The sequence below is a fragment of the Clavibacter sp. CT19 genome, from assembly GCF_027858075.1.
Taxonomy (GTDB): Bacteria; Actinomycetota; Actinomycetes; order Actinomycetales; family Microbacteriaceae; genus Clavibacter; species Clavibacter tessellarius_A.
In genome coordinates, this window is the sequence record NZ_JAQHYR010000011.1 from 1 (window position 1) to 18,306 (window position 18,306).

The window sequence follows — 18,306 nt, forward strand, 5'->3', positions numbered from 1 at the left end:
GGCGATCGCCAGCTGCTGCGCTCCCCGCGGCCGTCGTCGGCGCCGGCTTCCTCCTCCCGACGCTGCCGTGAGCGGGGCCGGGTCGCGCGCCTCCCCGAGGGAGACGCGCGACCCGCACGGGATCAGGCGACGTGCGCCTGCGCGGCCCGGTACGCCGCCTCGATGACGCGGTCCCACACGGGCGCGACCACGAGCGGCTGATCCTCCAGGCCGCCGGACAGCACGCTGTACTGGCGGGCGCCCGGGCCGGATCCGTCGAACAGCGGCGCCCCGGACGCGCCCTCCTTCATGTCGCAGTCGAGCTCCTGGCCGGACTGGCCCTCGAGGTGCGTGGCGCGGGCGGTGCCGCTGCAGAGGAACGGCGCGTCGCCCGTGAAGCGGCCCGACGCCGGGTAGCCGATGATGGTCGTGTAGTGCGTGAGCTTCTGGTGGAACTCGACCGGGGACGCGCCGACGGCCTCCGTGAGGGTGCGCCCGTCGGGGCTGCCGACCGTGAGGAACGCCGTGTCGCGCGCCGGATCCAGCGTCTCGCGCCAGCCCGCCGCGAGCGTCACCGAGGTGACCGGCCACACGGTGTACGGCTGGCCCTTCATGTAGCCGGGCACGAAGACCATCCTCGACGGGTCCTTCCCGGGGAACGCGCAGTGGCCCGCGGTGGCCACGGTGAGGCCGTTCTCGGACTCGACGGCGTTGCCCGTGCAGCTCATCTCCTTGCCGTCGACGACGTACGCGACGATGCCGATGTGCGGGACGGGGTCGACCTGCTGGGCCACCGGGATCACCGGCCGGGCGCGGCGCTGCTCGCGGGCGGCGGAGGTCGTGAGCTCGTCCGCGGACGGGGTGTCGTCCGGCGAGGTCGGGGTGCCGGTCACGCGCGTGAGCTCGGGGGATCCCGCGCCCTCGAGCCGCTCGGGCGTCCAGAAGGCGACGGCCTCGGCCGCCTCGGCGGCGGAGCGGGTGACGGTCGCGGGGGCGGGCACGGCGTCGTCGGCGGTGGCGGACGATGCGGGGGAGACGGCCACGAGGGCGAGGAGGCCGGCAGCGCCCGCGACCACGGCGAGGGCCGGGCGGCGGAGGAGCGTGCGGGCGAGGATCCGTGCGGCGGTGCGGGACGCGTGCGTCATGGGCAGCCTTTCCGTGGGGGAGCGACCGCCGGACCGGCGGCCGAGGCATCGACGGTAGCCGTCGGCGGCACCTCCGCGAGCGGACGCCGAACAGCCGACGCGGCTGGAGGCGGACCGAGACGAGGCGACGGATGCGGCCGCGCGCGGCCGTCGCACGGCGCGGGCGACGGCGCGACCGGCCCGCGCGGCGCGTCAGACTGGGGGCATGACCTCGCGCCCCGCCTCCCGCCCGACCGACGCCGATCAGCGGGCGGCGGACCCGCGCATCGCCCCGGACGGAGGCCGCCGCTCGGTCCCGCGCACGCTCGCGCGGATCCTGCTCGGCCTCGTGCTGATCATGGCCGGCACCGGGCACCTCACGGTCGCGCGGGAGTCGTTCCAGGCGCAGGTGCCCACCTGGCTGCCGATGGATCCCGACTTCGTGGTGCTCGCGTCGGGCGTCGTGGAGATCCTGCTCGGCCTCTCGCTCGTGCTGCTCGGACGCTGGCGGATCTGGGTCGGGCTCGTGGTGGCGGCGTTCTTCGTCGCGATCTTCCCCGGCAACATCTCGCAGCTCGTCACCCGCACGCCCGCGTTCGGCCTGGAGACCGACGCCGCCCGCGCCATCCGCCTGGTGTTCCAGCCGCTCCTCGTGCTCTGGGCGCTGTGGTCGACCGGCGCGTGGTCGGCCTGGCGGAACAGGCGCGCCCGCCGCTGACCGGGGTCGAGCGGCGGGCGCGGTGCTGCTCCGAGCGGAGCGGACGGGCGACGGCTAGAGGCCGAGGCGCAGGCGCTGGACGGCGCGCTGCGCGTCGACCGTGCGGTGCCCGATGCCGTACCAGGCGATGGCGCCGACGATCGGCACGAGCACGAGCGCGGCGATCCAGAGGTCGCGGGAGAGCCCCGCGAGCGTCCGGTCGCGGACGACCTGCACGAGGGCCGTCACGATGAGCGCGACGTAGGCGAGGGCGAGCGGCACGACGACGAGCCCGGCGATCAGCGCATCCGACATGGTGGTTCCTCCTCCGTGTGCGTGTCCGGTCGACCCTACCCGCGGGCGGTCCCGACACGCGAGAGCAGGGCGGCCGTCGCGGCCTTGACGCCCGTCTCGATCGTGCCGGCCATGGTCGGCGCGAACTGCGGCGTGTGGTTCCCGGGCGGCGGGGTGGCGCCGCCGAACGCCTCGGGCTCCACGCCGCCGAACGCCCAGTAGACGGTGGGCACGCCGATGGCCTCCCCGAGGATCCCGAAGTCCTCGCTGCCCATGATGGGCGGCGACTCCTTCACCATGTCCCCGCCGAGCTGCGCCGTCAGCGCCGCCACGACGCCGCGCGTCGCCTCCGGGTCGTTGCGGTTGAGCGGGAACGAGACGATCTCCTCGATCTCCGGCTCGGGCGCCCCGCTCGCGGCCGCCTCGGCGAGGATGATCCGCCGCACCGACGCCAGCACGCGCTCGCGCACGGCCGGGTCGAAGGTCCGGATGCTGAGGCCGAGCACCGCGTGCTCGGGGATGATGTTCTCCTTCGTGCCCGCCTGGAACGTGCCCACGGTCACGACGGCCGCGGCCTGCGGGTCGAGCTCGCGGGCGACCACGGTCTGCAGGCGCAGCACGATGGCGCTCGCGGCGACGATCGGGTCGATGGAGTTCTGCGGCTGCGAGCCGTGCGCGCCGCGGCCCTTGACGGTGACTCTCCACGAGTCGGACATGCTCATGAACGCGCCCTCGCGGGTGGCGACCATGCCGACGGGGAGCGGGAAGACGTGCTGGCCGAGGACCACCTCGGGGCGCGGCGCCCTCTCCCAGAGGCCGTCGGCGAGCATCGCGCGGGCGCCCTCGCCGGTCTCCTCGCCGGGCTGGAACACGAACACGATCGTGCCGGCCCACACGTCGCGGTTCGCGGCGAGCGCCTGCGCGGTGGTGAGCGCGGCGGCGACGTGGAAGTCGTGGCCGCAGCCGTGCATCGTGGGCACCTCGGTGCCGGAGGGGTCGATGCCGGTGTCGCGGCTCGCGTGGGCGAGACCGGTCTCCTCGAGGATGGGGAGGCCGTCGGTGTCGGCGCGGAACGCGACCACGGGGCCGTCGCCGTTGCGGAGGATCCCGACCACGCCGGTGCCGCCGCAGCGGCTCGTCTCGGCGCCGATGGCCTCCAGGTAGGCCTCGATCGCGGCGGCGGTCGCGTGCTCCTGCATCGACAGCTCGGGGTGCGCGTGCAGCGAGCGGAACAGCTCGTGCGCGTCCCGCACGTCGTCGTCCAGCAGGGTGACACCGGGGTGCACGTCCATCGGGGATCCTCCTCGTAGGTGGGTGGCGTCCCTCGTGGGGACCTCTCCCTCCAGGCTATGCCCGGCCTCGGGGGCGGATCCCGGCGGGCCGAGCGGGGTGGCCGTCCGGCGCTGCACTGCCCGGGCTCGCGTGCCGGGCCTCAGTCGAGGAGATGCGCCGTGTCCCCGAGCGTCGCCACGGTGCGGTTGTGGAACACGTCGTCCTCCACCAGGTGCGTGATGCTGCCGGCCGGCAGGCGGAACGCGACCACGTCGAGCGCGGTCAGCGGCATGCCGATCCACCGGGCGATGACGAACGTGCCCGACCCGCCGTGCGTGACGACGACCACGTGCGGCGCCGGGTCGGCCATGACGGCGCCCATCCCGCGGTAGACGCGGGCCACCCACTCGGCCTTGGTCTCGGCGCCCGCGAGCCCCTCGTCGTGGTGCATCCGCTCGCCGATCGCGGGCGGCGGGACGAAGCGCTCCCGGAACCAGGCGTCCGGCTGCCCCTCGCCCTCGCCGTAGGACTTCTCGCGCAGCTCGGGCACCGCCACCGGGCGTCCGCCGACGCGCGCGGCGACGGCGTCGGCGGTCTGCCGGGTGCGGCGCAGGTCGGACGTGAGGATCGAAGTCCCCGCGGGCACGCGCGCGGCGACGGCATCGGCGATGCGGTCGGCCTGGTCGCGCCCGCGCGGCGTGAGCTCCGAGTCGTGCCAGCCGCCGACGCGCCCCTCGACGTGGTGCGTCGCCTCCGGGTGCGTCACCAGGAGGATCTCCCTCACGCGGGCTCCTCGGGTCGCGGGAGTGGATCGAGGAGCGCCGGGTCGCGGATGATGCCGATGGGCGTCGTGTCCAGCCGCACCGACTGCACGACCACGCGCTTCGAGCGGCGGCGGAGGTGGCGGCGGGCCTGCGGGGTCGCGAGGAGGCTGCCGAGCACGAGGCCCGCGCCGATCGCGAGCGTGGTGGCCATGGCGCCGACGAACGCGCCCGTCGCGCCGGAGGTGCCGGCCATCGAGTTGAGCAGCGCCGAGGCGACCGCGAGCGACGGCAGGAGGGAACCGCAGAAGGCGGGCACCGCGATGGCCGTGGCCGACACCCGGAGGCGCGCCGCGACCACCGTCCCGAGCGCGCCGAGCAGCGTCGCGACGAGGAACGTGCCGGCGAGCAGCGGCACGCCCGCCGTGCGGAGGACGTAGAGCGACGTCGTGCCCACGAGCGCGACGGCGATGGCCACGGGCATCACGCGCGCGTTGGCGCCCTGCGTGATCCCCGTCGCGCCGGCTGCGAAGAACGTGGTGATGAGCAGCATCCAGAAGGGCAGGGCGCGGAGGGTGATGTCGGTCGGGTCGACCTCGATGTCGACGCCCGCGGTGAGCGCCAGGCCGCCCGGGATGCCGACCGCGATGCCCGCGACGATGAGCACGATGATCATCGCCCGCGACAGCGCCATGGCCCGGAACCCGGAGATGGCGTCCTGCGCCCACGTGACGATCGTGACGTGGGGGAGGATCAGCACCACCACGGCCGCGACCATGGCGGCCGCGCTCCCGGCGGGCATGATGCCCGACCAGATGGCGAGCGTGCCGATCGCGGCGACGGCGGCCGACTGCACGGCCACCACGAAGAAGGGCGGGATGCCGCGGCGGGCGAGCTGCCGGCCCAGCACCATCGAGCCGATCATCAGGAGGAACGCGCCCACGGCGCCCGCGAGCGAGCCGCCGGCCTGCAGCGAGACGGAGACGCCGAAGAGGCCCATGGACGCGTCGGTGATCCACGACGGCCAGCGCGGCGGCGACTTCAGCACCTCGACGAGGCCGTCGACGGCGCTCGTCATGTCGCGGTCGTCGTGGAGGAGCTCGTCGACGATCTGGTACACGAGCGACAGCCGGTGCAGGTCGCTGCCCTCGGCCGTGACGACGCGCAGCTTCACGAGCGGCGGGCCCTCGTGCGGCGCGTACTGGATCGTGATGGCCGTGCCCGTGATGTCGAGCTCGAGCGGCGCGAGGTTCCACTTCGTGCTCACGGCGACGATGGCGATCTCGACGGCGCGCACGTCGGCGCCGGATGCGAGCATCACCTCGCCGAGGTCGAGGCAGAAGTCGACGATCTGGCGCGGGGAGTAGAGGTCGCCGAGTCGGCCGTGCGCGGGCTCGGTGCCCTCGTAGATGGTGCCGCGGAGGCGCGCGCGGACGTCGCGCATCTCCTGCGGGTTGACGCGGCGGCGGCGCTGGCGCGGCGGACGCGCGGCGCCGGGGTCCCGGCGGGGGCGCCGCGGATCCGCGGGCGGCGGGGTGGTGCTCAGCGCGATCAGCGCTCCGTTCGGTTGCCGGCCCGCGTGGAGCGGGGGCGGATGGTGGATCGGTCCCACCCTAGGCGTCACGAAGGGGACACGCCCGCGCGGCGCCCGACCCGGAAGGGGTCGGACGCCGCGCGGGAGGAACGGACGGGTCAGCCCTTGGGGCAGGAGCTGAGCGACGCGCTGATGGGCCCCTCGACCTTCGGGGCCGGGCAGATGAACTTCGTGTACTCGTGGTTGTCGTCGAGGAAGCGCTTGAGGAACGCCGTGACCGCGACGCGGATCGTGGCGACCGGCACGTGCTCGCCGGCGGCGTGGCCGAGGCCCTTCAGCTCGAGGTACTGCTTCGGCGTGCCGACGGGGATGGAGTCGTAGATGGGCTTGCCCATGTACTTCGGGTCGGCGACGTCGTCCTTCTGGCCGGTGATGACGAGGCTCGGCGTCGTCATCTTCGGGTACGACGGGGTCGTCGCGTTCGGGTCGTTCACGTCGGGGATGTCGAACGGCATGAGCCCGATCGCGGCCTTGACGGACGGACGAGCCTGCGCGGCCTGGAAGGTGCCGCCGCCGCCGAACGAGTAGCCGATGAAGCCGAGGTCCTTCGCGGAGACCAGGGACTTCACCGCGCTCTGGTCGGTGAGGTAGTCGGCCGCGGCGAGGATCTCGGTGGCGCGCTGGTCGGGGAGATCGCCCACGTCGAGCGTGTCGATCGCGAAGGCGACGAAGCCCTGCGAGGCGACGAGCTCCGCCATCTCCTTCTCGTCGGCGTTCGTGTCGGTGAAGCCGGGCGTGATGACGACGGCGCCGAGGACGGGCTTGCCGGTGTCCTGCGGCGTGTAGATGACGCCGCCGCCGAACGTCTTCACGGCCGTCTTCGGGACGACGGTGGTGCGGACCGCGAAGGGCGCGTGGTGGTGGTTCTGGGCGACGGTGCTGTGCGAGGTGGACGCGCGGTGGGCGGGCGCGGAGGCCTGCGCGGCGGTCGGGATCGCGAGCGTGGCGACGAGCGCGACGGTGGCGACGGCCGCGGAGCGGCGGAGCGGGGAGGACATGACGGACATGGGTGTCTCTCTGTTCGTGGTGAGGGGGAGCCCGGGCAGACGCCTCGGGCAGGGTGCTGCTGGACGTTAGGGGCTCGCGCCTGGGAATGCGTGCCGGTCATCCCCAGCTGCGATGCCTGGGGATGAATGCCCCGCTCGATGCCCCCGTGTGCCTCACGCGGGCGCATCAGGCGACCCGGGCGTCCGCTCCCGCTGCGCGCCCCCATACGAGCCGGGATCCGCGCCCGAGCGGGACCTCCCGACCGCGCTCAGCCGAGCAGCGCGCGCACGTCGGCCAGCGTCAGCCCCGCCGCCGCGGCGATGCGGTGCTCGTCGAGCCCGTCGGCATGCGCGGCCCGCACGCCCTCCCGGAGGTCGGCGAAGCCGCGCGCGTACCCGGCCGCCAGCTCCGTGAGGCGCGCGGCGTGCGCGTCCCGGGACGGATCGCGGGCCGGTGGCGTCGCGCCGACGGCGATCACCCAGTCGGCGTCGGGGTGCCGCGCCCGGAGCACCAGCCGCCGCGCCGTGGGGAGGTCCGGCGCCGACCAGTCGAGCCCGCCGAGGTCCGCGAGCGGCACCCACCGCAGCTCGTCGTGGTCGGTGCTCGACGTCGGCGGCTCGCCGACCGGATCCGCCAGGTAGCACGAGAGGTCGATCACCCGGTCGCCGACGGGCACCTCGGAGCGGTCGACGACCGCGCCGACCGTCACGTCGATCCCGAGCTCCTCGCGGATCTCGCGCGCGAGGGCCTCCTGTGGCGTCTCGCCCGGCTCGACCTTGCCGCCGGGGAACTCCCACGTGCCGGCGCCGGACGTGTGGGGCGCCCGGCGGCAGGCGAGGGCGCGCCCGTCGCGGATCAGCACGGCCGCCACGACCTCGAGTCCCGCCATGTCGCGCCTCCGTCCGGGCCGTCCGCCCGCGTCGACGCTACCGGCCGCGCCCGGGGCGGCGGCACCCGCCCTGTACCGTGGGGGTCCGGCATCCGCCGCGACGAGAGGCTCACGCACGTGAAGATCAGCCATCAGCGTCACTTCGTGGTCGCCGCCGAGGTGCTGCACCACCCGAAGGCGGCGGATCAGCTCGGCATCTCGCGCGCGAAGCTCGCCTCCTCCATCCGCGCGGTCGAGGAGCACTACGGCAAGGCCGTGTTCGACCCGCAGAGCACCGAGACGCGGCTCACGAAGACCGGCCGCCTCGCCTACGAGGAGGCGCTCGAGGAGCTCGCGAAGCCGTCCACCCCGCCCGAGGCGCCGAAGCCGCCCGCCGGCGGCAAGGCGAAGGCCTCCAAGGGGCAGGGCCGTGCGCCCGTGGTCAAGGGCCAGCCCAAGCCGTACAAGCGCACGCAGGGGCGCTGACCCGGGATCGGATCAGCGCCCCTGCGCGAGCGGTGGTGCGTCCTACTTCTTCAGGAACTCCAGCACGGCCTGGTTCCACTCCTCGGGGTGGCTGACCGTGACGCCGTGCGGCGCGTCCTCCACGACGTGCAGCTCGGAGCCCGCGATGGCACGGTGGGTGCGCTCGCCGGATCCCTCGAACGGCACGGTCGCGTCGCTGTCGCCGTGGATGACGAGCGTCGGCACCGTGACCTTCGTGAGGTCGTCGCGGAAGTCCGTGGTCGCGAAGGCGGCCATCGACGCGAGCGCCGCGTGCTTCTTCGACTGGTGCGCGAGGGCGATGGCCTCCTGGCGCTCGGCCTCCGTGACCTTCAGCACCCCGTTCGCCGAGAAGAACCCGGTCGTGAACTCGTCGTAGAAGGAGTCCTCGTCCTTCGTGAGGCCGGCGGTCATCTCGGCGGCGGCGTCCTTCGTGAGCGGGCCGTCCGGGTTGTCGTCGGTCTTCTCCAGGTACGGCGGCACGGCGGACGCGAAGACCACGCTGTGGAGGCGCTCCTCGCCGCGGGTGCCGATGTAGCGGGCGATCTCGCCGCCGCCCATCGAGAACCCGACGAGGGTCACGTCGCGGAGGTCGAGCGCGGTGAGCAGCGCGTCGAGGTCCGACGCGAAGGTGTCGTAGTCGTAGCCCGTGAGCGGCTTGTCGCTTCGGCCGAAGCCGCGGCGGTCGTAGGTGATGACGCGGTAGCCGGCGGCCTCGAACGCGGGCACCTGCTTCTTCCACGACTCGCCGGACAGCGGCCAGCCGTGGATGAGGACGACGGGGCGGCCGGATCCGCCGGTGTCGTCGACGTGCAGGTTCGTGTCCTTCAGGAGCCCGTGGTGGGCGGTGATCTCGGTCATGCGATCGTCCTTCCGTCTTCGGTGGGTTCGTGCAGCGCTGGGTCGCTCCGGAGCCGTCCGCCGGGCGGTGCGGTTCCCGGATCACCTGCGGCACGCACCGGGGCGCTGCCAGCAGGATGGACCCATGACCGAAGCCAACTCCTCCTACCGCGCCGCCCGTGACCTCCTGCAGGAGATGCGCACCGACCGGACAGGCGCGGCGGCGCGCTTCGCGTGGCCGGACGTGGGGGAGTCCTTCAACTGGGCCGTCGACTGGTTCGATTGCGTAGCGCGGGGGAACGACCGGGTGGCGCTGCGCGTCGTGGCGGGCGACGGCTCCGAGCGGAGCGTCACCTTCGACGAGATGGCGACGCGCTCCGACCGCGTCGCGACCTGGCTCGTGGGGCTCGGGGTGCGCAAGGGCGACCACGTCATGCTCATGCTCGGCAACCGGGTGGAGCTGTGGGAGGCGATGCTCGCGATCATGAAGGCGGGCGCCGTGATCCTGCCCACCTCGACTGTGCTCGGCTCCGCGGACCTCGCCGACCGCGTCGAGCGCGCGGGCGTCCGCGCCGTGATCGCCGACGCCGCGCACACCGCCGTGCTCGACGAGGTGCCGGGCGCGTTCCTGCGCATCGCGATCGGCGCGAGCGACGACGCGCCCGCGACCGCCGGCTGGACCGACTACCGCGCGGCCGACCACGCGCCCGCCGAGTCGGTGCGCGTGGCCGTCGCGTCCACGGATCCGGCGCTCGTCTACTTCACCTCGGGCACCACGAGCAAGCCGAAGATGGTCGTGCACACGCACGTCTCGTACCCGGTCGGGCACCTGACGACCGCGTACTGGCTGGGCCTGCGGCCCGGCGACGTGCACCTCGCCATCAGCTCGCCCGGCTGGGGCAAGCACGCGTGGAGCTGCTTCTTCGCGCCGTGGATCGCCGAGGCCACCGTGTTCGTGCACGACTACGCGCGGTTCGACGCGCACGCGCTCGTGGAGCAGCTCGACCGCGCCGAGGTGACGACGTTCTGCGCGCCGCCGACCGTGTGGCGGATGCTCATCCAGGCGGGCATCCGGGAGCGGCCGGGGCGGCTGCGCGAGATCATGTCGGCCGGAGAGCCGCTCAACCCCGAGGTCATCGCGCGCATCGAGGAGTGGTGGGGGCTCGTGATCCGCGACGGCTACGGCCAGACGGAGACCACGGCCATCGTCGCGAACGCGCCCGGCGACCCCGTCGTGCCGGGCTCGATGGGCACGCCGCTGCCGGGCGTCGACCTCGTGCTCGTGGACCCGGTCACGGGCGAGCGCGCCGACGAGGGCGAGATCTGCCTCGACCTCGCCACCCGGCCCGTCAACCTCATGGCCGGGTACCTCGGCGACGAGGAGCGCACCGCCGAGGCGATGCGCGACGGCCTCTTCCACACGGGCGACGTCGCCCGACGTGATCCGGACGGCACCATCACCTTCATCGGCCGCACCGACGACATCTTCAAGTCCTCCGACTACAAGATCTCGCCGTTCGAGGTCGAGAGCGTGCTCATCGAGCACCCGGCCGTCGCCGAGGCCGCGGTCGTCGGCGCGCCGGATGCCGTGCGGCTCAACGTCGCCAAGGCCTACGTGCACCTCGCGGCCGGATGGGAGCCCGACGAGGAGACCGCGCTCGCCGTGCTGAGGCACGCGCGCGAGCGGTGCCCGGCGTTCATGCGCGTGCGCCGCGTGGAGTTCGGCGAGCTGCCGAAGACGGCCTCGGGGAAGATCCGGCGGGTGGAGCTCCGGCAGCGCGAGGTCGACGCCGCCGACGCGGGCGAGCGGCTCGTCGGCGAGTGGCGCGACGACCAGTTCCCGGGGCTCCGGGCGCGCTGATCGCCGGCGCCCGGACCCGTCGTCGCGGCGGGCGACGACGCGCCCCCGACGGCCGGTAGCATCCCGTCATGCCCCTCGCGTCCTCGCCCGCCCCCGAGCCGCGGCGGGCCGCCCGGTGAGGGAGAACCCGTCGTACGCGCTCGAGGACGAGGGCGAGATCCGCCGGCTCGTGACGGAGAACCCGTGGGCCACGATCGTCAGCGGCACGGGCGCCGGGCTCGTCGCCTCGCACTACCCGGTGCTGCTCGATCCGGCTCGCGACGACCTCGTGCTGCTCACCCACGTGGGCCGTCCCGACGAGCGGATCCACGAGCTCGGGCTCCGCAGCGGCCCCGACGGCGAGGTGCTCGTCATCGTGCAGGGCCCGCACGGCTACGTCTCGCCCGGCTGGTACGACGCCGACCCCGCCGTGCCCACCTGGAACCACATCAGCGCGCACCTCACCTGCCGCGTCGAGATCCTGTCGGCCGAGGAGAACCTGCGCGTGCTGGGGCACCTCGTCGACCGCTTCGAGGACCGGATGCCCGAACCGCGCCGCATGGCGGGCACGGCCGCCGACGCCGCCTACTCCGCGCGCATCAGCGCGGGCACCGTGGGCCTCCGGCTCGTCGTCACGCGGTTCGTCGCCAAGGCCAAGCTCAGCCAGGACAAGCCGCCGCACGTGGTCGAGCGCGTGCTCCACGAGCTGGAGCACGGCGCGGAGTACCCGGACCGGGCGCTCGCCGCGGAGATGCGCCGGGCCCGGGCGCGCGACGCCGACGGATCCGCCGAGGGCGACGCGTGAGCGCGCTGCTGCTCGCGGGCGGACGCGTGGCCGGGTCAGCCGCGCCCGTCGACGTGCTCGTGCGCGACGGGATCGTCGCGTCGGTCGGGCCCGCCGGATCCGCCGACCCCGCCGGAGCCGAGGTCCGCGCGCTCGACGGCCGGTTCGTGATCCCCGGCCTCTGGGACAACCACGTGCACTTCACGCAGTGGACCAAGGTGTCCCGCCGCCTCGACCTCTCCCGGGTGTCGTCCGCCGCGGAGGCCGTCGCGCTCGTGCGGGACGCGCTCGCCGCGCGCGTCGCCGCGTCCGGCGGCGCCGTGACGGGCCCGGGCGGCGGCGTCCGCGAGGCGCTCGTCGGCTACGGGTTCCGCGACGGCCTCTGGCCCGACCTCCCCACCAAGCACCTGCTCGACGCCGTCGCGGGCGACACCCCCGTCCTCCTCGTGAGCGGCGACCTGCACTGCTGCTGGGCGAGCTCGGCGGCCCTCGCGCCGCACGGCTACGGCGACCACCCGACCGGCCTCCTGCGCGAGGACGACTGCTTCGCCTTCATGTACCGCGTGGAGGAGGGCGACGCCGCCTCGCTCGACGCGCAGGCCGTGGAGGTCGCCCGCGACGCCGCCCGCCGCGGGGTCGTCGGCGTGGTCGACCTCGAGATCGACTGGAACCCGGATCGCTGGCGCCGCCTCGCCGCCCTCGGGCACGGCGCCCTCCGCGTGGAGTGCGGCATCTGGCCGCAGGACCTCGACCGGGCGCGCGACGAGGGCCTCCGCACCGGCGACGTGATCCCGGGCACGCACGGCCTCGTGCGCGTCGGGCCCGCGAAGGTCGTCACCGACGGATCCCTCAACACCCGCACCGCGTACTGCTTCGACCCGTACCCCGACCTCGACGGCCAGGGCGGCGACGCGCACGGCGGCGCCTGCGGCACGCTCTCCGTGCCGCCCGAGGAGCTGCGCGGGCTGATGCTGCGCGCCGCCCGGCAGGGGCTCCGGCCCGCCATCCACGCCATCGGCGACCACGCCAACCGGCTCGCGCTCGACGCGTTCGCGCACCTCGACGAGGAGCTCCGGGGCACGCACCGCGACGCGGACGGCACGTCCGGATCCATCGAGCACGCCCAGCTGCTCACGCACGAGGACGTGGCGCGCTTCGCGGCGCTCGGCGTCGTCGCGAGCGTCCAGCCCGAGCACGCGATGGACGACCGCGACGTCGCCGACGTCTACTGGGCCGGCCGCACGGGCCGCGCGTTCGCGCTCGCCGACCTCCGCGCCGCGGGCACGCGCCTCGCGCTCGGCTCCGACGCGCCGGTCGCGCCGCTGGATCCGTGGGCCACGATGTCCGCCGCGGTCGGCCGGTCGCGCGACGGCCGGGCGCCGTGGCACCCCGAGCAGGCCATCGACCGGGCCGCCGCGCTCGACGCGTCGGTGCGCACGCGCGTGGCGCCGGGGGAGCGGGCCGACCTCGCGATCGTGGAGCGGGATCCGCTCGCCGACGCCACCACCGCCGACGACCTGCGGGCCATGCGCGTGTCCGCCACCCTGCTCGGCGGCCGGTTCACGCACGACACGCTCGGGAGCTGACCCGAGGAACACCGCGCGGGCGCCGGGCGTTGGGCAGGGCATGAGAGCAATCGCCTACACCCGCACCGGTGCCCCCGACGTCCTGCAGCTGGTCGACCGCGACGAGGCCGCGCCCGGCCCCGGCGAGGTGCGCGTCCGCATCGTCGTCTCGGGCGTGAACCCCACCGACTGGAAGTCCCGCGACGGCGGAGCGCCCGGCCAGGAGCTGCCGTTCCCCGAGGTCGTCCCGAACCAGGACGGCGCGGGCGTCATCGACGCCGTCGGGCCCGACGTCACGGACCTCGCCGTCGGCGACCGCGTCTGGATCATGCTGGCCGCCCACGGCCGCCCCACCGGCACCGCGCAGGAGAAGACGGTCCTCCCGGTCGACCGCGTCGCGCCCCTGCCCGACGGCCTCTCCTTCGACCTCGGCGCCAGCCTCGGCGTCCCCGCCGTCACGGCGCACCGCGCGCTCACCGTCTCCGAGGACGGCCCGTCGCGCCTCGCGCCCGGCGCCCTCGCCGGGAAGCACGTGCTCGTCGCCGGCGGCGCGGGCGCGGTGGGCCACGCGGCCATCCAGCTCGCGCGCTGGGCCGGCGCCACCGTGATCACCACGGTCAGCTCGCCCGAGAAGGCCGCGCTCGCGACGGCCGCCGGCGCGCAGCACGTCGTGGACTACAAGCACGGCGACGCGGTGGCCGAGATCCGGTCCATCGCGCCCGACGGCGTCGACCTGATCGTCGAGGTCGCGCCCGCGCAGAACGCCGAGCTCAACCAGGCGGTCGCCAAGAACCGCGCCTCGGTCGCCGTGTACGCGAACAACGGCGGCGACACCGTGACGCTCCCCGTGGTCGACAGCTTCGTGAAGAACCTCCGCTACCAGTTCCTGCTGCTGTACACGGTGGGCCGCGACGCGCTCGACACGGCCCGCGCGGACATCCACCTCGCGGCTCTCGACGGCGCGCTGCCCGTCGGCGAGGAGGCCGGCCTGCCGATCACCCGCTTCGCGCTCGAGGACGCGGCGGCCGCGCACCGGGCGGTCGAGGACGGCGTGACGGGCAAGGTGCTCATCGACGTGACGCCCGCCTGATCCTCCCCCCACGACGGCGATGGCCGCACCGCCTCGGGCGGTGCGGCCATCGGCCTGTCGGGCGTCGTGCGTCGGCGCGGTCTACTCCAGGGCGCGGCGGGAGCCCGGCGCGCGTGCGATGAGGCCCTGCATGATCAGCGGCGCCAGCGCGCTCGCGTTGAGGCAGGTGGAGATGAGGAACGCGATCGCGAGGAGCGTCGCGGGGATTCCCCACGCGTCGGCCATGAGGTGCAGCCCGAGCACCGCGAGCGCGAGCACGAGCAGCAGCCACGAGGATCCGCGGGACCACTGCGGCAGGCGCGGCGCGGCGAGCGCGACGAGCGCCATGATCCCGGCGTTCACGACGGCGATGACGAGAGCGGCGCTCACGCGGCCGCCCTTCCGGGTGGTGCGATGGATGTCCTGGCGTGCTCGTGCATGGTGTCGTCCCCCTTCGACGGGCCGGTCGGCCTGCTCCCACTCTGACGCGACGGGAGCGTCCGGTGAAGTCGTCGGAAGGGGGGACACGCGACCGCCCGGGCGCGTCGTCAGGGCGCGGCGACGACCGTCGGCGCGAGACCTGCGAGGTCGAGACCCACGTCGACCACCACGACCCGGCCCGCGAGCGCCCGCGCCGGCCCCCGCAGCAGCCCGGCCTTGCTCGCGCCGAAGGTGACCGTGACGTCGGCGGGCAGCACCGTCGGATCCGGCACCGCGCCGTCGTCGCAGCCGACGCCGCTCGGGAGGTCGCACGCGATCACGCGCGGGCCGCCCTCGTCGGCGACCACGGGCAGGAGCGCGGCGACCACGCGCCGCGCCTCCCCGCGGAGCGCCGGATCCACGGTCGTGCCGATGCCGAGGATCCCGTCGACCACGAGCGCCGACGACGCGCCGAGCGCCGCCACGGCCGCGTCGTCGAGGTCCTCGGCCCGGTCGACGCGGATGCCCGCCGCGGCCGCCTGCGCGGCGCTGTCCTCGTGGATGCGGGAGGCCGTGCGGATCACGCGCACCTCCCGGCCCTCCCGCCCGAGCTCCGCGGCCGCGAGCAGCGCGTCGCCGCCGTTGTTCCCGGCGCCGACCAGCATGAGCACGGATCCCATGGGCGCGAGCTCCCGGCACGCGCGGGCCAGCCCCGCGGCGGCGACCCGCATCAGCTGCGCCCCGGCGGCGAGCAGCGGCGCCTCGGCGGCGCGGATGTCGGCCGCCGCGTACCCGTCCCGCAGCTCGCCCATGAGTCCAGTCTGCCGTGCGCGGTCCGGGCCGTCAGGCGTCGTCGTCGGCGGAGGCGAGGATCCGGTCGAGCGCGCGCCGGGCGTCCCGGACCTGCCGGTCGGCGGGATCCGCGTCCCCCGCGCACGTGGTGAGCGCCTTCCAGATCGCCCACCCCCGACCGCGAGCCCAGGCGTCGTCGTCGACCGGCAGGCGGTCGCGGAACGCGCGTCGGCCGTCGTCCGTCAGCAGCGTCCACGCCACCGCCAGGTCGCAGGAGGGATCGCCGACGCCGCACGTGCCGAAGTCGATCACGCCGCAGAGCTCGCCGCGGTCGAGGAGGATGTTGCCCGCGGCGAGATCGCCGTGGAACCACACGTCGTCGTCCCGCCAGCTCGCTCCGAGCGCGCGGGTCCACACCCCCATCGCGCGGTCCGCGTCGACTCGACCCCCGAGGTCGCGCAGCGCCGCGCGGGTCCCGGCGTCGTAGGTGCGGAGCGGAGCGCCCCGGAACCAGTTGTGCGCGCCCGGCCGCGGGCCGCCGGTCGCGTCGACGCCCCGCAGGGCGCGGACGAGGTCGGCGAGGTCCTCCGCGAAGCGCACCGGATCCGCCACCCGCTCCGACCGAGCGGTCTCCCCGGCGATCCACCGGTACACCGACCAGGGGAACGGGTAGCCCGCGCCCGGGCGGCCCTCCGCGAGCGGCACGGGGATCGGCTGCGGCAGGGCGGGCGCGAGCAGCGGGAGCCAGCGCTGCTCCTTCGCCACGGCCAGGGCGTACGGCGCCGCGCTGGGCAGCCGCACGAGCATGTCGTCGCCGAGCCGGAAGGTGCGGTTGTCCCAGCCGCCGGGGTCGACGGGCGTCACGGGGAGCCCCGCCCAGGCGGGGAGCTGCTCGGCGAGGAGCCGTCGCACCTGCGGCACGTCCACGGTGATCCGCACGGGCACGGGGCCCGGATCGGGGACGCCGGTCACCGTCGCCGTCCCGCCTCGCGCCGCCCCACTACGGCGCGATCTCGTCGACGATCAGCTCCGCCCACGCCCGGTACACGCGTCCGTACAGCGTGTCCTGCGGATTCGGCGCCGAGAACTCCGGGATGCGCCACGTGGGGAACGGGACGCTCGCGGTGCGCGCGTGCCGGGCGACGACGCGTCGCGTGCCGCGGTTGAGGGCATCCGCGTGCCGGCCGATGGCGCCGGCGATGAGCGGGGGTGTCGCCGGCGAGTCCTGCAGCGGCGGCACCTCCGCGATCAGCACGAGGGCGTCCGCGGGCATGCGCGCGTGCACGTCCGCGATGCACGCGTCGAGGAGCGACTCCCAGAGCGGCGTCGGCGTGAAGCGGATCGCGTCGCCGATGCCGAGCACGATGACGGCCACGTCGGTGCTCGCCCAGGCGGGGAAGGCGTCGAGTCCCGGGCGCCAGGAGCGCACGGTGAAGTCGGGGAACGGCTGCACGGCCCAGAACACGCCGCGGCCGGTGCGCACCGACAGCTTGTGGGCGACCTGGCCGGCGATGCCGAGGTCGTGCGAGACGGTCTGGTAGCCGACGGCCGTGCCCTCGCCGACGACGGCGAGGCCGTACGGATCCGGCCCCGGCTGCGAGCCCGTGGGGGAGTCGCGCGGGAAGGTGGCGCGGCGCATCTCGCGGTAAAGCAGCCGGTACTGCACGCGGCCGACGGTGGCCGAGCGGAGCGCGGCGAGCGGACCGGAGACCAGGGCGAGGAGTCCGCGGGACGCACGCGGATGCGCTGCGCTGCCCATCGCCGCCCGTCCTCCCTGGTGCCCGCCCGTGGCGAGCCCGAGACGCAGGATATCCCGAGCCCGGGTCCGCTCGCCGGGACGTCGCGGATCGGCTGTCCGCGAGGGCCTGCGGGATCAGGCCAGGAGGTCGCGCACCATGGGCGCCACGATCGTGCCGTAGCGCTCGATGCCGCCCATCATGCGCTCGTGCGAGAACGGGCCCGCGCTGTACTTGAGGTCGAAGCGCGTCGCGCCGACGGCCGTCAGGGTCGCGGCGATCTTGCGGGCGACCGTCTCGGGCGAGCCCACGTAGAGCGACCCGTGGTCGATCTCCTGCTCGTAGGAGGCGCGGGCGAGCGGCGGCCAGCCGCGGTCCTTGCCGATGCGCGCGTGCATCACCTGGTAGTCGGGGAAGAACGCCTCGCGCGCCTCGGCGTCGGTCTCGCCGACGTAGCCGGGCGAGTGGATCCCGACGGGCAGGCGCGGCTGCTCGAGCTGGTCGTTGGCGCGCGCGAACAGGTCGGCGTAGGGGGCGAAGCGGTGCGGCTCGCCGCCGATGATCGCGAGCATGAGCGGGAAGCCGTGGCGCGCGGCGCGGACGACCGACTCGGGGCTGCCGCCGACGCCCACCCAGGTAGTGAGGCCCTTCGCCGTCTTCGGGAAGACGTCGTGGTCGGTGAGGCCGGCGCGCGTCGATCCGCTCCAGGTGACGGGCGTCTCCTTCACGAGCTCGGCGAAGAGGCCGAGCTTCTCCTCGAAGAGGCGCTCGTAGTCGCTCAGCTCGTAGCCGAACAGCGGGAACGACTCCGTGAACGATCCGCGGCCGAGGATGACCTCCGCGCGGCCGTCCGAGACGGCGTCGAGCGTGGCGAAGCGCTGGAAGACGCGCACGGGGTCGTCGGAGCTGAGCACGGTGACGGCGGAGCCGAGGCGGATGCGCGAGGTCTTCGCGGCGATGGCGGCGAGCGCGACCTCGGGGGCGGAGATGGCGTAGTCGTCGCGGTGGTGCTCGCCGAGGCCGATGAAGTCGATGCCGACCTGGTCGGCGAGGACGCCCTCGGCGACGACGTTGCGGATCACCTCGGCGTAGGGCAGCTCGCGGCCGTCCGGTCCTACCGTGACGTCGCCGAACGTGTCCAGTCCGAGCTCGATCTCCTGCGCCATGCTGCCCTGCTTCC

The 18,306-nt window shown here is 74.8% G+C and carries 19 protein-coding genes; 6 read left to right on the forward strand and 13 right to left on the reverse strand.

Annotation, left to right across the window (positions count from 1 at the left end; translation table 11 throughout):
• Nucleotides 1-122: 122 nt before the first annotated feature.
• Nucleotides 123-1,124: a trypsin-like serine peptidase gene (locus PED38_RS13375; protein WP_063072196.1), complete on the reverse strand. Its 1,002-nt coding sequence runs from the start codon at nucleotides 1,122-1,124 to the stop codon at nucleotides 123-125.
• Between the two features lie 205 nt (nucleotides 1,125-1,329).
• Between PED38_RS13375 and PED38_RS13380 the strand changes: the two genes are divergently transcribed.
• Nucleotides 1,330-1,821 (forward strand): DoxX family protein, encoded by a 492-nt coding sequence (locus tag PED38_RS13380; RefSeq protein ID WP_063072195.1) that lies wholly within the window; start codon nucleotides 1,330-1,332, stop codon nucleotides 1,819-1,821.
• Nucleotides 1,822-1,875: 54 nt separating this feature from the next.
• Here PED38_RS13380 and PED38_RS13385 read toward each other — a convergent pair whose 3' ends face one another.
• From PED38_RS13385 to PED38_RS13410, 6 genes are all read right to left on the reverse strand, one after another.
• Nucleotides 1,876-2,115: a PLDc N-terminal domain-containing protein gene (locus PED38_RS13385; protein WP_063072194.1), complete on the reverse strand. Its 240-nt coding sequence runs from the start codon at nucleotides 2,113-2,115 to the stop codon at nucleotides 1,876-1,878.
• Between the two features lie 35 nt (nucleotides 2,116-2,150).
• On the reverse strand, nucleotides 2,151-3,386 hold the full coding sequence (locus PED38_RS13390; protein ID WP_270981665.1) for an amidohydrolase: 1,236 nt from the start codon (nucleotides 3,384-3,386) through the stop codon (nucleotides 2,151-2,153).
• Nucleotides 3,387-3,526: 140 nt separating this feature from the next.
• On the reverse strand, nucleotides 3,527-4,150 hold the full coding sequence (locus tag PED38_RS13395) for a histidine phosphatase family protein (protein ID WP_063072192.1): 624 nt from the start codon (nucleotides 4,148-4,150) through the stop codon (nucleotides 3,527-3,529).
• Nucleotides 4,147-5,571, reverse strand: coding sequence for a threonine/serine ThrE exporter family protein (locus PED38_RS13400; RefSeq protein ID WP_254654549.1), 1,425 nt, complete (start codon nucleotides 5,569-5,571; stop codon nucleotides 4,147-4,149). Before PED38_RS13400 ends, PED38_RS13395 begins: the two co-directional genes overlap by 4 nt.
• A gap of 248 nt (nucleotides 5,572-5,819) precedes the next feature.
• On the reverse strand, nucleotides 5,820-6,728 hold the full coding sequence (locus tag PED38_RS13405) for a dienelactone hydrolase family protein (RefSeq protein ID WP_270981666.1): 909 nt from the start codon (nucleotides 6,726-6,728) through the stop codon (nucleotides 5,820-5,822).
• A gap of 248 nt (nucleotides 6,729-6,976) precedes the next feature.
• Nucleotides 6,977-7,597: a (deoxy)nucleoside triphosphate pyrophosphohydrolase gene (locus PED38_RS13410; protein WP_270981667.1), complete on the reverse strand. Its 621-nt coding sequence runs from the start codon at nucleotides 7,595-7,597 to the stop codon at nucleotides 6,977-6,979.
• 117 nt (nucleotides 7,598-7,714) lie between these two features.
• On the opposite strand from PED38_RS13410, the gene PED38_RS13415 reads away from it, so the two are divergent.
• Entirely contained in the window at nucleotides 7,715-8,062 is a 348-nt protein-coding gene (locus tag PED38_RS13415; RefSeq protein ID WP_063072188.1) for a LysR family transcriptional regulator, read from the forward strand.
• Between the two features lie 42 nt (nucleotides 8,063-8,104).
• On the opposite strand, the gene PED38_RS13420 is transcribed toward PED38_RS13415, so the two are convergent.
• On the reverse strand, nucleotides 8,105-8,941 hold the full coding sequence (locus PED38_RS13420) for an alpha/beta fold hydrolase (protein WP_063072187.1): 837 nt from the start codon (nucleotides 8,939-8,941) through the stop codon (nucleotides 8,105-8,107).
• A gap of 124 nt (nucleotides 8,942-9,065) precedes the next feature.
• Between PED38_RS13420 and PED38_RS13425 the strand changes: the two genes are divergently transcribed.
• The 4 genes from PED38_RS13425 to PED38_RS13440 all read left to right on the forward strand — a co-directional run bounded on the left by PED38_RS13425 (nucleotide 9,066) and on the right by PED38_RS13440 (nucleotide 14,199).
• Nucleotides 9,066-10,781: an AMP-binding protein gene (locus tag PED38_RS13425; RefSeq protein WP_270981668.1), complete on the forward strand. Its 1,716-nt coding sequence runs from the start codon at nucleotides 9,066-9,068 to the stop codon at nucleotides 10,779-10,781.
• A gap of 115 nt (nucleotides 10,782-10,896) precedes the next feature.
• The gene (locus PED38_RS13430; RefSeq protein ID WP_270981669.1) at nucleotides 10,897-11,565 is read left to right on the forward strand and encodes an FMN-binding negative transcriptional regulator; all 669 of its coding nucleotides are present in this window, start codon (nucleotides 10,897-10,899) and stop codon (nucleotides 11,563-11,565) included.
• Nucleotides 11,562-13,130, forward strand: a complete 1,569-nt coding sequence (locus tag PED38_RS13435; RefSeq protein ID WP_063072184.1) for an amidohydrolase — start codon at nucleotides 11,562-11,564, stop codon at nucleotides 13,128-13,130. Before PED38_RS13430 ends, PED38_RS13435 begins: the two co-directional genes overlap by 4 nt.
• A 40-nt stretch (nucleotides 13,131-13,170) precedes the next feature.
• A complete protein-coding gene (locus PED38_RS13440; RefSeq protein ID WP_270981670.1) occupies nucleotides 13,171-14,199 on the forward strand; it encodes an NADPH:quinone reductase in 1,029 nt (342 codons plus the stop codon).
• An 81-nt stretch (nucleotides 14,200-14,280) separates the two neighbouring features.
• Here the strand turns inward: PED38_RS13440 and PED38_RS13445 are convergent, their stop codons facing one another.
• From PED38_RS13445 to PED38_RS13465, 5 genes are all read right to left on the reverse strand, one after another.
• Nucleotides 14,281-14,568, reverse strand: coding sequence for a hypothetical protein (locus tag PED38_RS13445; protein WP_063072182.1), 288 nt, complete (start codon nucleotides 14,566-14,568; stop codon nucleotides 14,281-14,283).
• Nucleotides 14,569-14,726: 158 nt separating this feature from the next.
• Nucleotides 14,727-15,410: an NAD(P)H-hydrate epimerase gene (locus tag PED38_RS13450; RefSeq protein ID WP_270981671.1), complete on the reverse strand. Its 684-nt coding sequence runs from the start codon at nucleotides 15,408-15,410 to the stop codon at nucleotides 14,727-14,729.
• Between the two features lie 31 nt (nucleotides 15,411-15,441).
• The gene (locus tag PED38_RS13455; RefSeq protein ID WP_063072180.1) at nucleotides 15,442-16,362 is read right to left on the reverse strand and encodes an aminoglycoside phosphotransferase family protein; all 921 of its coding nucleotides are present in this window, start codon (nucleotides 16,360-16,362) and stop codon (nucleotides 15,442-15,444) included.
• Between the two features lie 28 nt (nucleotides 16,363-16,390).
• Complete coding sequence (locus PED38_RS13460) at nucleotides 16,391-17,149, reverse strand: esterase (protein ID WP_063072179.1); 759 nt, start codon at nucleotides 17,147-17,149, stop codon at nucleotides 16,391-16,393.
• 114 nt (nucleotides 17,150-17,263) lie between these two features.
• Nucleotides 17,264-18,292, reverse strand: coding sequence for an LLM class flavin-dependent oxidoreductase (locus PED38_RS13465; RefSeq protein ID WP_063072178.1), 1,029 nt, complete (start codon nucleotides 18,290-18,292; stop codon nucleotides 17,264-17,266).
• Nucleotides 18,293-18,306 lie beyond the last annotated feature (14 nt).